Genomic DNA, 13,165 nt, shown 5'->3' on the forward strand with positions numbered 1-13,165 from the left:
TAAAATGCCGCGGTGGATGTCTCTCACCTACTCGATGATCTGAACCCGGCGCAGCGCGAGGCCGTCTCCGCGCCGCCGGGCCATTACCTGGTCCTGGCCGGCGCCGGCTCCGGCAAGACCCGCGTGCTCACCCACCGCATCGCCTGGCTCAATGAAGTCGAAGGCGTGCCGACCCACGGCATCCTGGCGGTGACCTTCACCAACAAGGCCGCCGGCGAGATGCGCGCGCGCGCCGACCTGCAGCTGCGCAACGGCAGCCGCGGCATGTGGATCGGCACCTTCCACGGCCTGGCCCACCGCCTGCTGCGCCTGCACTGGCAGGAAGCCAAGCTGCCGGAAACCTTCCAGGTGCTGGACAGCGACGACCAGATCCGCCTGGTCAAGCGGGTGGTGCAGCAACTGGAACTGGACGAGGCGCGCTTCCCGCCACGCCAGATCGCCTGGTGGATCAACGCCCAGAAGGACGAGGGCCGGCGCGCCGAGCACCTGCAGCCAGGCGAGGATGTCTGGGCCGATACCCTGCGCCGCGCGTATGTGCTGTACCAGGAGCGCTGCGACCGCGCCGGCCTGGTCGATTTCGCCGAACTGCTGCTGCGCGCGCACGAGCTGCTGCGCGACAACCCCGCGTTGCTGGCGCATTACCGCCACCGCTTCCGCGAACTGCTGATCGACGAATTCCAGGACACCAACGCCATCCAGTACGCCTTCGTGCGGGTGCTGGCCGGGGACACCGGCAACGTGTTCGTGGTGGGCGACGACGACCAGGCCATCTATGGCTGGCGCGGCGCCAAGGTCGAGAACGTGCAGCGCTTCCTCAAGGACTTCCCGCAGGCGCGCACCATACGGCTGGAGCAGAACTACCGCTCCACCGCCAACATCCTCAATGCCGCCAACGCGGTGATCGCCCACAACCCCGGGCGCATCGGCAAGCAGCTGTGGACCGACAGCGGTGATGGCGAACCGATTGATCTGTATGCGGCCTACAACGAGATCGACGAGGCTCGTTTCGTGGTCGAGCGCATCCGCCAGTGGGTGCGCGACGGCGGCAGCCTCAACGATGCGGCCATCCTCTACCGCAGCAACGCCCAGTCGCGCGCATTCGAAGAAACCCTGCTGTCCGAACAGGTGCCGTACCGGGTCTATGGCGGCATGCGTTTCTTCGAACGTGCCGAAATCAAGGACACCCTGGCCTACCTGCGGCTGATGGCCAACCGCGACGACGACGCGGCCTTCGAACGCGCGGTCAACACGCCCACGCGCGGTATCGGCGACCGGACCATGGACGAGGTGCGCCGGCTCGCGCGGACCGATGCGTTGTCGCTGTGGCAGGCCGCGCGCCGGCTGTCCGGCGGAACGGAGCTGGCGGCGCGCGCGCGCAATGCGCTGGCCGGCTTTCTGAGCCTGGTCGACGCGCTGGCCGCGGAAACCGCCGAACTGCCGCTGCAGGACCGCATCGATCATGCGTTGATGCGTTCGGGCCTGCGCGAGCACTACGCCAACGAAAGCCGCGGCCAGCTGGATTCGCGCACCGACAACCTGGACGAACTGGTCTCGGTGGCCTCGCGTTTCGTCCGCGTCGAAGACGAGGAAACCGAAGGCATGAGCGATCTGGTCGCCTTCCTGGCCTACGCGGCGCTGGAAGCCGGCGAAGGCCAGGCCCAGGCGGGCGAGGACGGCGTGCAGCTGATGACCCTGCATTCGGCCAAGGGCCTGGAGTTCCCGCTGGTGTTCCTGGCGGGGCTGGAAGAAGGCCTGTTTCCCAGCAACAAGTCGCTGGACGAGAGCGGCCGGCTGGAAGAAGAGCGCCGGCTGGCCTATGTCGGCATCACCCGCGCGCGGCAGAAGCTGGTGCTCAGCTTCGCCGAGGCGCGCCGCCTGCATGGACAGGACATGTACGGGATCCCCTCGCGCTTCCTGCGCGAGATCCCGGCGCCGCTGCTGAGCGAAGTGCGCCCGCGCGTGCAGGTCTCGCGCCCGGCCGCCAGTTACGGTCCGCGCCGCGATCTGGGCCACGCGGCGGTGGAATCACCCACCCTGAAGCTGGGCCAGAACGTCGTGCACGCGAAATTCGGGCGCGGTGTGGTAACTGATTACGAAGGCAGTGGCGCGCATGCGCGCGTGCAGGTCAGTTTCGACGAGGAAGGCAGCAAGTGGCTGGTGCTGGCCTACGCCAACCTGCAGGCGGTCTGATGCCTGCGGATTGATCCCGATCAAGGCGGGGCGCGGCATTCCGGCGCGTAATGGTTCCACCCCATGACGACGGAGGTATTCCCATGTATCAGCGCATCCTGATTGCGACCGACGGGTCGGAGCTGGCGATGAAGGGCGTCGAACAGGGACTGGTGCTGGCCAGCCAGCTCAAGGCGCAGGTCGCGGTGGTGACCGTCAGCGAACCCATCGTCACCGGTTTCGACGATGCCCTGGGCTGGGGCGCGGCCAACCGCTTCTCCACGGACTACCAGAAGGCCCAGGACGAGGCGGCCCAGCAGATTTTCGAGGCGGTCACCCGGCGCGCGCAGGCGCACGGCCTGGCGATCACGCCGGTGCATATCCGCGATCGCTACGCGGCCGAAGGCGTCATCGAAGCGGCCGCCGAGCAGAAGGCGGATTTGATCGTGATGGCCTCGCATGGCCGGCGTGGACTCGGGCGCCTGCTGATCGGCAGCCAGACCCACGAGGTGCTGACCCACAGCCGCGTGCCGGTGCTGGTGGTGCGCTGAACCCGCGCGCGGCCCGTGGCCGCGGGCTTTCCGATGCCTCGCCACAGGGATGGGCCTTCTCTCCCCGGTCCCGGCGAGGCGGAAGGCTCGCGGCCACGGGCCGCGCGCATCGCGCAGGGCCGTCCGGCGCCGCGCGGGGTTCCACGCACCATGCATTCGGGACGCTTCAGGCGCGCCAGGCCCGCCATGCGAGCCAGCCGGCCAGCGCCAGCGCGATGACCCACAGCATCACGATGGCCGTTGCCATCGTGCGGTTGGTCGGCATCGCCGCGGCTTCGTCGGCCCGGATCCGCGCTGCGGCCAGGACTTCACCGGGCGTCAGCCGCAGTACCAACAGCACGCCCAGCGGAACGATCAACAGGTCGTCCAGATAGCCCAGCACCGGGATGAAGTCGGGGATCAGATCGATCGGACTGAGCGCGTAGGCGGCGATGCCGAGCGCCAGCAGGCGGACGAACCAGGGAGTGCGCGCGTCGCGGGCGGCGAAGTAGACGACCCGTGTCTGCCGCTTGAGATCCCGCGCCCATTGCCTCAGTCGCGACATGACGGCCATGCGGCAGATCCGGGGTGGGATATCGCGTCGATGCGGACGGGCCGGATCACCGGGCTTCACGCCGTTCGCCCCAACGACGCTGCCGCCCACCCAACCGGGCTTCACCAGCCGTAGATCTTCCAGTACACCGGCGACACCGGGCCTTCGCCCTTGCTCTTGTCCAACCGGCCATCGCCGTTTTCGTCGATCAGGTAATAGGCCGGGCCACGCGCGGGAGTGACCTTGACCATGCGCAACTGGCCGGCGACACGGTATTCCTCGATCACGTCGCCATTGGGCTCGGTGCGGACCGCGACCTGGGCGTCGGCCAGATCCACGGCCGGATCGTCCTGGGTACCGCCCATCGATGCGCAACCCGCCAGCAGCAACACGGCGAGCGCGGCGGGTGCCAACAACATGCGGGACATCGCGGACTCCTCGGGAATGACCGATGCGGGGATTATGCGCCAATCGCCAGCGGGGTGCCGTGACGCCGCGCCCGCGCCGGAGCGTAGAATCGCGGCATGAAACGACTAGTCCTGATCGACGGATCCAGCTACCTGTTCCGGGCCTTCCATGCACTGCCACCGCTGACCAACGCGGCCGGCGAACCGACCGGCGCGCTGTTCGGCGTGGTCAACATGCTGCGTGCCACCCTCAAGGAAAGGCCCGACTACGTGGCCTTCGTGCTGGACGCCAGCGGCCCGACCTTCCGCGACGTGCTGTACCCCGAGTACAAGGCCAACCGCCCCCCGATGCCGGAGGATCTGCGCGCGCAGGTCGAGCCGATGCGCCGGATCGTGCAGGCGCTGGGATTTCCGCTGCTGTGCGTGGACGGGGTGGAAGCCGACGACGTCATCGGCACGCTGGCCCTGCAGGGCGCGGCGCAGGGAATCGACGTGACCATCTCCACCAGCGACAAGGACTTCGCCCAGCTGGTGCGGCCGGGCGTGGCGCTGGTCAACACGATGAGTGGCAGCCGGATGGATTCGGCCGAGACGGTGATGGAGAAGTTCGGCGTGCGGCCGGAGCAGATCGTCGATTTCCTCGCCCTGATGGGCGATGCGGTCGACAACGTGCCGGGCGTGGAGAAGTGCGGACCCAAGACCGCCGCCAAATGGCTGGGCGAGTACGGCACGCTGGATGCGGTGATGGCCGCCGCCGACGGCATCAAGGGCAAGATTGGCGAGAACCTGCGCGCCGCGCTGCCGCGACTGCCGCTGAACCGCGAACTGGTCACCATCAAGACCGACGTCGCGCTCGAGGGCGGACCGGATACCCTCGCGCTGCGCGAACGGCATGTCGAGGAACTGCGGGAACTGTACTCGCGCTACGGCTTCAACCAGGCGTTGAAGGAACTGGATGGCGGCGCCGGCACGGGCGCGATCGCCGAAAAGGAACCCGGTCGCGCGCGCGGCACCGGATTCGTGTCCGGTCCCGCCCCGGCCGACGCGCCGGTCGACGCGGCGCTGGCCGCGCCGGGGCAGTACGAGGCCGTGCTCACCGACGCGCAGCTGGATGCCTGGATCGCGCGCTTGGCGGCGGCGGCCGAATTCGCCTTCGATACCGAGACCGACAGCCTCGACGCCATGCAGGCCAACCTGGTCGGGCTCAGCTTCGCGGTGGAGCCGGGCCAGGCCGCCTACGTGCCGCTGGGCCACACCTATCCGGGCGCGCCCGCGCAGCTGGATCGCGACGCGACCCTGGCGAAGCTGGCGCCGCTGCTGGCCGATCCCGGCAAGCCCAAGCTCGGCCAGCACGGCAAGTACGACCTGCACGTGCTGCGCCGGCATGGCGTGGAAGTGAAGGGATATGCCGACGACACCATGCTGGAGAGCTTCGTGCTCAATTCCGGCAGCAATCGCCACGACATGGACAGCCTGGCCAAGCGCTTCCTCGGCTACGACACCATCAAGTACGAACAGGTCGCCGGCAAGGGCGCCAAGCAGATTCCGTTCTCGCAGGTCGCGCTGGACGATGCGACCCGCTACGCCGCCGAGGACGCCGACGTGACCCTGCGGCTGCACCGGGTGATGGCGCCGAAGCTGGCGGCCGAACCCGGCCTGCTGGGTGTCTACCGCGACATCGAGATGCCGCTGGTGCCGGTGCTGGCCCGGATCGAGGCCAACGGCGTGCGTATCGATGGCGACGAACTACGCCGGCAGAGCGCGGACCTGTCCAAGCGCATGCTGGCCGCGCAGCAGAAGGCCACCGAACTGGCCGGCCGCAGCTTCAACCTGGATTCGCCCAAGCAGTTGCAGGCGCTGCTGTTCGACGAGCTCAAGCTGCCGGCGGTGCTGAAGACGCCGACCGGCCAGCCCAGCACCAACGAGGAAGCGCTGGAGGCGATCGCCGACCAGCACGAGCTGCCGCGCGTGATCCTCGAATACCGCGGGCTCGCCAAGCTGCGCAGCACCTACACCGACAAGCTGCCGGAAATGGTCAATCCGGAAACCGGCCGGGTTCACACCAGTTACCACCAGGCCGGCGCCGCCACCGGCCGCCTGTCCTCGACCGATCCGAACCTGCAGAACATCCCGATCCGCACCGAGGACGGCCGCCGCATCCGCAAGGCCTTCGTGGCGCCACCGGGCCGCAAGCTGATCGCCTGCGACTACTCGCAGATCGAACTGCGGATCATGGCGCACCTGTCCGAGGACCCCGGCCTGGTGCGGGCGTTCGAATCCGGTGCCGACATCCACAAGGCGACCGCCGCGGAAGTGTTCGGCCGCACGCTGGAAGAGGTGACGGGCAACGAGCGCCGCGCGGCCAAGGCGATCAACTTCGGCCTGATGTACGGCATGAGCGCGTTCGGCCTGGCACGCCAGCTGGGGATTGGCCGGGGCGAAGCGCAGGACTACATCGCGCTGTACTTCAGCCGCTATCCGGGCGTGCGCGATTTCATGGAGCGCACCCGCCAGCAGGCGCGCGAACACGGCTACGTGGAAACCGTGTTCGGCCGCCGCCTGTACCTGGAGTACATCAACAAGGGCACCCAGGGACAGCGTGCCGGCGCCGAGCGCGCCGCGATCAACGCACCGATGCAGGGCACGGCGGCGGACATCATCAAGCGCGCGATGATCGCCGTCGATGCCTGGCTGGCCGATCACCGCGAGCGCGCGCTGATGATCCTGCAGGTGCACGATGAACTGGTGTTCGAGGCCGACGCCGACTTCGTGCCCACGCTGGTGGCCGAGGCCGGTGCCCGGATGTCGGCAGCGGCGCAACTCATCGTTCCGCTGGTGGTCGACAGCGGGGTGGGTGACGACTGGGATCAGGCGCATTGACGCGGTTTTGGACGTCCAAACCCGGAAACCCTTTGGTAACCAGAAACTTGCGCGAAGGATGTCGAAATCGGGTGCGATTCAATTTCTGAACTGGTGAGTTCAATAAAATGAATGCGACCTTAATTCCACGGATTCTTAACGGTAATCTTCACGAACCATCCATGTGGGAAATGGTCAGATAACTCGCGACAGATGCAATGTCTGTCGCGGATCTCTCCCATCCCCTGGAGCGATCTCCCCGGAACGGTGACCCCTCCCCAGGTCCCGTTCCCCTGGCCCCGATGACCCCCCCCTGGTCTTCGGGGCTTTTTATTTGTCCGCCCGGTGTACCCGGCGCGCGCTAACGTGTCCCATCCCGAACGGAGCGCGGACATGGATTCCTTCCTGCATCAGACCTTCAATCCCTCGATGCCGTGGTGGGGCTTCATCGCCCGCGCCGCGATCGTCTACTTCGCCCTGCTGGTGATGATCCGGGTCTCCGGCAAGCGCACGATGGGCCAGTTCACCTCCTTCGACATGCTGCTGGTGGTGCTGCTGGGCAATGCGGTGCAGAACGCCCTGCTGGGCGAGGATGCATCGGTCGGCGGCGGCCTGCTGCTGGCCGCCACCCTGATGGCGATCAACTGGCTGGTCGGCATGGCCTCGGCGCGCAACCGCAGGTTCGAAGCACTGGTCGAAGGGTCGCCGGTGCTGCTGGCGCGCGAAGGCAAGGTCTACAAGGACGTCCTGCGGCGTGAACTGATCAGCCGCGAGGATTTCGACAAGGCGATGCGCGAGGCGGGCATCGAGGACGTTGGCGAGATCCACCTCGCGGTGCTGGAAACCAACGGGCACATCACGCTGGTGACGCGACACGCGTGAGGGATTCCAACCGGCAGGGATGAAGTCCCGGGCTGGCGCGAAGGGCAGGCGCTTACCGCCGAATGGCGGGCCAACCGCCCGTCGCGCGGTTGCACGCTCCTTTTCAAGGGAGGCGATGATGCCAGGCAAGCCGCTTGCTGCAACGCTCCCGCGCATGCAAAGGCCGTGTTGCCGAGTCGGCCATCCGACGGGAAAACCTGCAACCGGGAACCGGCGGCAAGCCGCGCCGGCGCGCGCTCAGGCCAGCTCTTTCAGCCAGTCGCGCGGACGCAGGTAGTCCTGCAGGCGCTGCTCGGCGCTGCCCGCCTCGGGCTGGTAGCCGTACTCCCAGCGCACGTAGGGCGGCAGGCTCATCAGGATCGACTCGGCGCGGCCACCACTTTGCAGGCCGAACAGGGTGCCGCGGTCGTAGACCAGGTTGAACTCGACGTAGCGGCCGCGACGGTACAGCTGGAACTCGCGCTCGCGCTCGCCATGGGGCATGTCCTGTCGGCGTTCGACGATCGGCAGGTAGGCGTCGAGGAAGCCGTCGCCGACCGCGCGCAGGTAAGCGAAGTCGTGATCGAAATCCTGTCCCAGGTCGTCGAAGAACAGGCCGCCGACGCCGCGGGTTTCGCCGCGGTGCTTCAGGTGGAAATACTCGTCGCACCAGTGCTTGTGCGCGGCATACCGCTCGGCGCCGCCGAACGGTTCGCACAGATCGCGCGCGGTGCGGTGCCAGTGCAGCACGTCCTCGTCGAACGGATAGAACGGGGTCAGGTCGAAACCGCCGCCGAACCACCAGGCCACCGCCTGGCCATCGCGCTCGGCGCGGAAGTGGCGCACGTTGGCGTGGGTGGTCGGCAGGTAGGGGTTGCGCGGATGGAAGACCAGCGACACGCCGACCGCGCGCCAGGAAGCGCCGGCCAATTCGGGGCGATGCGCCGACGCCGAGGGCGGCAGCTTGCTGCCGGAGACATCGGAGAAGCCGATGCCGGCCTGCTCGAACACCCTGCCTCCACGCAGCACGCGGGTGCGGCCGCCGCCGCCTTCCGGCCTGCTCCAGCGATCTTCCTGGAATCGGGCCTGGCCATCGGCGGCCTCGATGGCGGCGCAGATGCGATCCTGGAGATCGGTGAGGTAGTCGCGGACGGGCATGATGTCGTTCATGCCCGCCATTCTAACGGCGTGCCGTCGCCACGGTCCTTTTTCGGTGGACGGGCGTGGCATGGGGCGAGCCTCAGGGCGTCGCTTCGCCTTCTTCCGGAACGTCTTCGCCGGCTTCCTGCTCCAGTTCGCGCAATGCGTCCTGGAGCGCGCGGCCGACGCCCATCTGTTCCCAGTTGGAGGTTTCCAGCACGTCGCACGCGACGTGGCGTTCGTCCTTGGCGCACACGGCCCGCATCGATTCGATGACGGTGTCATCGCCGGTTTCCGCATAGGCCCGGATCAGGTTCTCGCAACCCACGCGCACGCCGGCCGCGCAGATCCGCAGGTAGTGGGGTTGGGCACCAGCCCAGTTGCCCGCCAATGCCTGCGCGTGTCCCAGCGCGTTGCAGCCCTGCAGCTTGCCGGCCTTGCAGCAGGCTTCGGCGCCGCCCTCGCGGCCGATGGCGGGACAGTCCTCGACCAGCGGCTGTTCGATGAACCGGCGTGGCGGCGCGCAGCGACCCGCACCGCCTTCGCCGCGCTGGTAGAGCGCGTAGCGGTTCCAGCTGTCCAGGCCCAGCAGGCGATCACCGCCGATCACCTTGAACACGAAATCGCCGCCCTTGTCGTGGCGGATGCGGATCAGGCCATCTTCCAGGCGGGCGCGCATGACGCTGCCGAACCCGCCCTCGACCCGGCCGGCGTCGCCGAAACCCAGTTCGGACATCAACCCGCTTTCCGCCGCATAGGCGCCGCAGGGCAGGGCGACCGGGGCGGGTGCGCGCAGATCCGCGGTGGCCAGTACCGCCAGCGGCGCCGCCTTGCCGCAGGCATCCTTGTCCTTGCCCTGTTCGCAGGCCACGGCGAGCGCGTCACGCGCGTCGAGGTAGCGGCCGCCATTCCACAGCTTTTCGGCCGCCTCGCCGCAGACCTTGGCCGAGCCGCTGCGCCGGCAGAGCGCCAGGCCACGATCCAGGTGCGCGGCCGACAGCGGAACATCGTCGGCATACATGCCCTTGAAGGCGTCGGCGAAGGCCTGGGTCAGCGCCTGCTTGACCTTCTCCTCGCACGCCGCCTCGGAATGGGCGGGGTGGCCCTCGGTGCATTCGGGCGGTGGTTCCTCCGACAAGGCGTCGCCCTGCTGCTGCCGGTCGGCGGCGTCCTGGAAGCCCTCGATCAGGGCGACACAGGCAAACGGCAGGCCTTCCTGTTCGCACCAGCGGGTGAGGGTGGCTTCATCCGCATTGTCCTTGGCCTCGAAGCACGCGGCCGGATCCGCGCGACAACTGCCGGCTGGCGCTGGCGGCGGCGCGACGCAGTGCGCGGGCTCGGCCAGCGTGTACAACGTGTCCATCTCGGTGCGCAGGGCGCGTCCGCCGGCTTCCGGCGTCCAGTGCTCGGCGTAGGCGCTTTCCAGATCGTAGGCCGTGATGCGGCCATCGGCCTGGGCCTGGTACGCCAGCGGACGCGGTGCCTGGTAGTCGGTGTATTCGGTCGCGGTGGCAATGCTCTCGACGCGCAGTTCGCGACCGCCCTCGGCGCTGCGATAGACGCCGCAGGCGGGCGCCGCGACGGCGAGTGCCGGCAGGCCGGCAAGAAAGATACAGGCGGCGCGAAGCGCCAGCGTCCGTGCCAGAGACATGGATGAACACTCGTGGGGAGAGCGCGCCAGTATATCGGGGACGTACTTTCCGCAGTTGTCAGCGGAACTCCGCGCGCACCGCCGGCGTGCACAGTTTCCAGGCAATGGCAGCGTGCAGGAGCGCGATCAGCAGTGCGCCGCCATACATCACCAGGCGGGTGGCGGCCTGCATGTTCGCCAGCAGGGGATCGATATCGGCGGGATCCAGGCCGGCCTGCGCGGTCAGTCCGGCCAGGAGCCGATCGAAGGCGAATGCCCCGGCGAAGGCGAACAGCGCGCCGGCCGCGAGCAGGACGATGAAGCCGAAGCGTCCCCATTCGCGCCGTTGCAGCAGTCCCCACGAAGCCGCCGCCCACAGCGCCGAGGAGAGCACGGACAGCAGCAGCAACAAGCCGAGGTGATCGAAGGCCCACAGCAGTGGCGCTGGCATCGCCAGGCCGCCCGCGCCCGCGGTGAGGGCGTCGAGCAGGCCGCGATCCTGCCCTGTCGCCAGCAGCATCACGCCCTGCAGGACGCCGGTCACCACCCCCAGCAGCGCCAGCGCCAGCGACAGCCAGGCGGTGATGGTGACGAACTGCGAGCGGGAAGGCGTCTGCATGGAGGAATCGCGTCGGTCAGGCCCGGATTACTTCAGGTTGTTCTCGAACAGCTTGAGCACGCGCTTGTATTCGTCCAGCCACGAATCGGCGCGGGTGAAGCCATGGCGCTCCAGCGGATACGGGGCGAGTTCCCAGTTGTCCTTGTGCAGTTCGATCAGCTTCTGGGTCAGCACCACCGAATCGCGGAAGAACACGTTGTCGTCGATCATGCCGTGCGCGATCAGCAGATGATCCTGCAGGCCGGCGGCATATTCGATCGGCGAGGATGTGCGATAGGCCTGCGGATCCAGTTCCGGCGTGTTGAGGATGCTGGCGGTGTAGTCGTGGTTGTACTGGGTCCAGTCGACCACCGGCCGCAGCGCGGCGCCGGCCTTGAACACGCCCGGCTTGCGGAACAGCGCCATGAAGGTCATGAAGCCGCCATAGGAACCACCGTAGATGCCGGCGCGGTCGCGATCGCCCTGGCGGGTTTCGACCAGCCAGTCCAGGCCGTCCAGATAGTCTTCCAGTTCCGGGTGGCCCATGTTGCGGTAGATGGCGGTGCGCCAGTCGCGGCCATAGCCCTCGCTGGCGCGATAGTCGAGATCCAGCACGATGTAGCCGCGCTGCACCAGCAGGTTGTGGAACATCTGCTCGCGGAAGTAGGTCGGGTAGCGGTGATGAACGTTCTGCAGGTAACCGGCGCCATGCACGAACATCACGATCGGATAGCGCTTGCCGGGTTCCATCACCTTCGGGCCGTAGTACTTGCCCCACACCTGGCCGGCGCCATGCTTCGACGGCACCTGCACGATTTCCGGCTGGATCCATTCGCGCGCCTTGAACGCGGGCGTGCGCGTATCCGTCAGCGCGACGGGCGTGCCGCCGGTCGCGTCGAGCACCGACAGCTGGGTGGGCACGTAGGCGCTGGAATGGGCGACCAGCAGGCGGCGATCATCCGGCGACAGCGCGAAGCGCTCCACGCCGTCCAGCGCGGTGACTTCGCTGACCGTGTCGCTGGCCAGATCCAGCCGGCAGATCTCGTAGTCGGCCGGGTTCGCGCGGTTGCACAGGAAGTAGAACGCGCTGCCGTCGGCGGTCGGCACCGGCGAGGTCGCTTCCCAGCGGCCGCGGGTGCGCTGGCGCGGCTTGCCGCCGCCCTGCACGGTGTACAGGTGCGAATGGCCGGACTGCTCGGACAGCAGCCACAGACTGCCGTCGGGCAGCCAGCCGAACTCGTTGTTGTTCCAGTTGATCCAGGCCGGATCGGTCAGCCGGTGGCGCGGCTGCAGGCGCGCGTCGGCCAGATCCACCGTGGCGATCCAGCGATCCTTGTTGTCGATGGCATGGACCTGCACGGCGACCTGCCGGCCATCGTCGCTCCAGGCGATCGCCGCGGCCGATTCGCTTTCCACCCGTACCGGGCGATTGCCCTTGAGCGGATCCTTGCCTGCCGCCTTGCGCAGCGCGGCCATCGGGTCCTCGGCGATGCCGGGCAGCGTGTCGTAGGCCAGCGGGCGGACGGTGCCCGCCGCGACATCGACCAGCCACAGCGATTGCGGCACCGGATCGTTGCGGCCCACGCGGGTACGCACGCTCTGGAATTCCTCGTAGCCGGACTCGGTCACGTACATCGGCATCTTGCCTTCCTGGCCCTCGTCGGCGCCCTTGGCCTGGGTCACCACCACTACCCAGCGGCCGTCCGGCGACATCGCGCTGTCGGCGATGGTGACATCGGCGCCCAGGTAAACCGGCGCTGGCGCGCGGCTGCCGTCGGCCTTGCGCCAGGCGGCATCCTGCTGGCGCGCCGCCTCGCGCTGGGCGCGATCCCGCGACAGGGTCTCCAGCGTGCGCAGTTGCTGTTCGCGCAGGACATCGGGCTTGGGCGCCGCGGCGGGATCCTTTTCCGCGCGCAGCACCGCGGCCTGGGCGACGCCGGCCTGCGGCGACCAGCGGTACCAGTCGTTGCCATCGCGCCAGACCACGCCGCCGTCGCTGGCGAAGCGCGCCTGTGCCTCGGTGTCGTTGCTGCGGGTGAGTTGGGTCAGCGCGCCGCTGCGCAGATCGCGCAGGAACACGTCGCCATTGCGAACGAACACCATCCGCTGGCCGCGTGCGTCGATCTGCGGGTTGGGCGCATCCAGGCCACTGCGCTCCGCGTCGCCGACGCGTTCGGCCGCGCCGCCGTCGACGGCCTGCGCGTAGGCATCGCGCACCAGGCTGCCGGGGCGCTTGAGTTCGTACTGTACGTGCCGGCCGTCCCAGGACCACCAGGCGCGTTCGACCGCCGGACCAATCCAGTCCGGATCCGCCATCACCTGCTCGATGGTCAGAGGCGTGGCTTCCTGGGCGGCGAGCGGTGCGGCCAGCAGGGACAGCGGCAGGAGCAGGGCGGGCAGAACGTGGCGCATGGGATT

The 13,165-nt window shown here is 68.3% G+C and carries 10 protein-coding genes; 4 read left to right on the forward strand and 6 right to left on the reverse strand.

Going from position 1 to position 13,165, the window contains the following annotated elements; genetic code table 11:
- Positions 1 to 12: 12 nt before the first annotated feature.
- Together uvrD and AC3DE2_RS10455 are read left to right on the forward strand one after the other, a co-directional pair.
- Positions 13 to 2,190 carry a DNA helicase II gene (uvrD, locus tag AC3DE2_RS10450; RefSeq protein WP_488426106.1) on the forward strand — a complete coding sequence of 726 codons (2,178 nt, stop codon included), beginning with the start codon at positions 13 to 15 and terminating at the stop codon, positions 2,188 to 2,190.
- An 83-nt stretch (positions 2,191 to 2,273) separates the two neighbouring features.
- Positions 2,274 to 2,720 (forward strand): universal stress protein, encoded by a 447-nt coding sequence (locus tag AC3DE2_RS10455; RefSeq protein WP_295375054.1) that lies wholly within the window; start codon positions 2,274 to 2,276, stop codon positions 2,718 to 2,720.
- 166 nt (positions 2,721 to 2,886) lie between these two features.
- Here the strand turns inward: AC3DE2_RS10455 and AC3DE2_RS10460 are convergent, their stop codons facing one another.
- Complete coding sequence (locus AC3DE2_RS10460; RefSeq protein WP_295379454.1) at positions 2,887 to 3,273, reverse strand: YkvA family protein; 387 nt, start codon at positions 3,271 to 3,273, stop codon at positions 2,887 to 2,889.
- Positions 3,274 to 3,374: 101 nt separating this feature from the next.
- The gene (locus AC3DE2_RS10465) at positions 3,375 to 3,680 is read right to left on the reverse strand and encodes a DUF2782 domain-containing protein (protein WP_295379456.1); all 306 of its coding nucleotides are present in this window, start codon (positions 3,678 to 3,680) and stop codon (positions 3,375 to 3,377) included.
- A 96-nt stretch (positions 3,681 to 3,776) separates the two neighbouring features.
- On the opposite strand from AC3DE2_RS10465, the gene polA reads away from it, so the two are divergent.
- Entirely contained in the window at positions 3,777 to 6,539 is a 2,763-nt protein-coding gene (gene polA / locus AC3DE2_RS10470; protein WP_488426107.1) for a DNA polymerase I, read from the forward strand.
- Between the two features lie 384 nt (positions 6,540 to 6,923).
- Entirely contained in the window at positions 6,924 to 7,400 is a 477-nt protein-coding gene (locus AC3DE2_RS10475; protein WP_488426154.1) for a DUF421 domain-containing protein, read from the forward strand.
- Between the two features lie 237 nt (positions 7,401 to 7,637).
- On the opposite strand, the gene hemF is transcribed toward AC3DE2_RS10475, so the two are convergent.
- The 4 genes from hemF to AC3DE2_RS10495 form a co-directional block, all read right to left on the reverse strand.
- Positions 7,638 to 8,549 (reverse strand): oxygen-dependent coproporphyrinogen oxidase, encoded by a 912-nt coding sequence (gene hemF, locus AC3DE2_RS10480; protein WP_295379463.1) that lies wholly within the window; start codon positions 8,547 to 8,549, stop codon positions 7,638 to 7,640.
- Positions 8,550 to 8,619: 70 nt separating this feature from the next.
- On the reverse strand, positions 8,620 to 10,170 hold the full coding sequence (locus AC3DE2_RS10485; RefSeq protein ID WP_488426108.1) for a hypothetical protein: 1,551 nt from the start codon (positions 10,168 to 10,170) through the stop codon (positions 8,620 to 8,622).
- 58 nt (positions 10,171 to 10,228) lie between these two features.
- Positions 10,229 to 10,768: a hypothetical protein gene (locus tag AC3DE2_RS10490; RefSeq protein WP_295379468.1), complete on the reverse strand. Its 540-nt coding sequence runs from the start codon at positions 10,766 to 10,768 to the stop codon at positions 10,229 to 10,231.
- Between the two features lie 27 nt (positions 10,769 to 10,795).
- The gene (locus AC3DE2_RS10495) at positions 10,796 to 13,147 is read right to left on the reverse strand and encodes a prolyl oligopeptidase family serine peptidase (protein WP_488426156.1); all 2,352 of its coding nucleotides are present in this window, start codon (positions 13,145 to 13,147) and stop codon (positions 10,796 to 10,798) included.
- Between the last annotated feature and the right edge of the window lie 18 nt (positions 13,148 to 13,165).

Source organism: Pseudoxanthomonas sp. 68-E7, from assembly GCF_057773145.1.

Excerpts from the sequence above, each read along its gene's own strand:
- AC3DE2_RS10465 (WP_295379456.1), bottom strand. The coding sequence starts at position 3,680 with ATGTCCCGCATGTTGTTGGCACCCGCCGCGCTCGCCGTGTTGCTGCTG.
- AC3DE2_RS10490 (WP_295379468.1), bottom strand. The coding sequence starts at position 10,768 with ATGCAGACGCCTTCCCGCTCGCAGTTCGTCACCATCACCGCCTGGCTG.
- hemF (WP_295379463.1), bottom strand. The coding sequence starts at position 8,549 with ATGAACGACATCATGCCCGTCCGCGACTACCTCACCGATCTCCAGGAT.
- AC3DE2_RS10460 (WP_295379454.1), bottom strand. The coding sequence starts at position 3,273 with ATGGCCGTCATGTCGCGACTGAGGCAATGGGCGCGGGATCTCAAGCGG.
- AC3DE2_RS10485 (WP_488426108.1), bottom strand. The coding sequence starts at position 10,170 with ATGTCTCTGGCACGGACGCTGGCGCTTCGCGCCGCCTGTATCTTTCTT.
- AC3DE2_RS10455 (WP_295375054.1), top strand. The coding sequence starts at position 2,274 with ATGTATCAGCGCATCCTGATTGCGACCGACGGGTCGGAGCTGGCGATG.
- polA (WP_488426107.1), top strand. The coding sequence starts at position 3,777 with ATGAAACGACTAGTCCTGATCGACGGATCCAGCTACCTGTTCCGGGCC.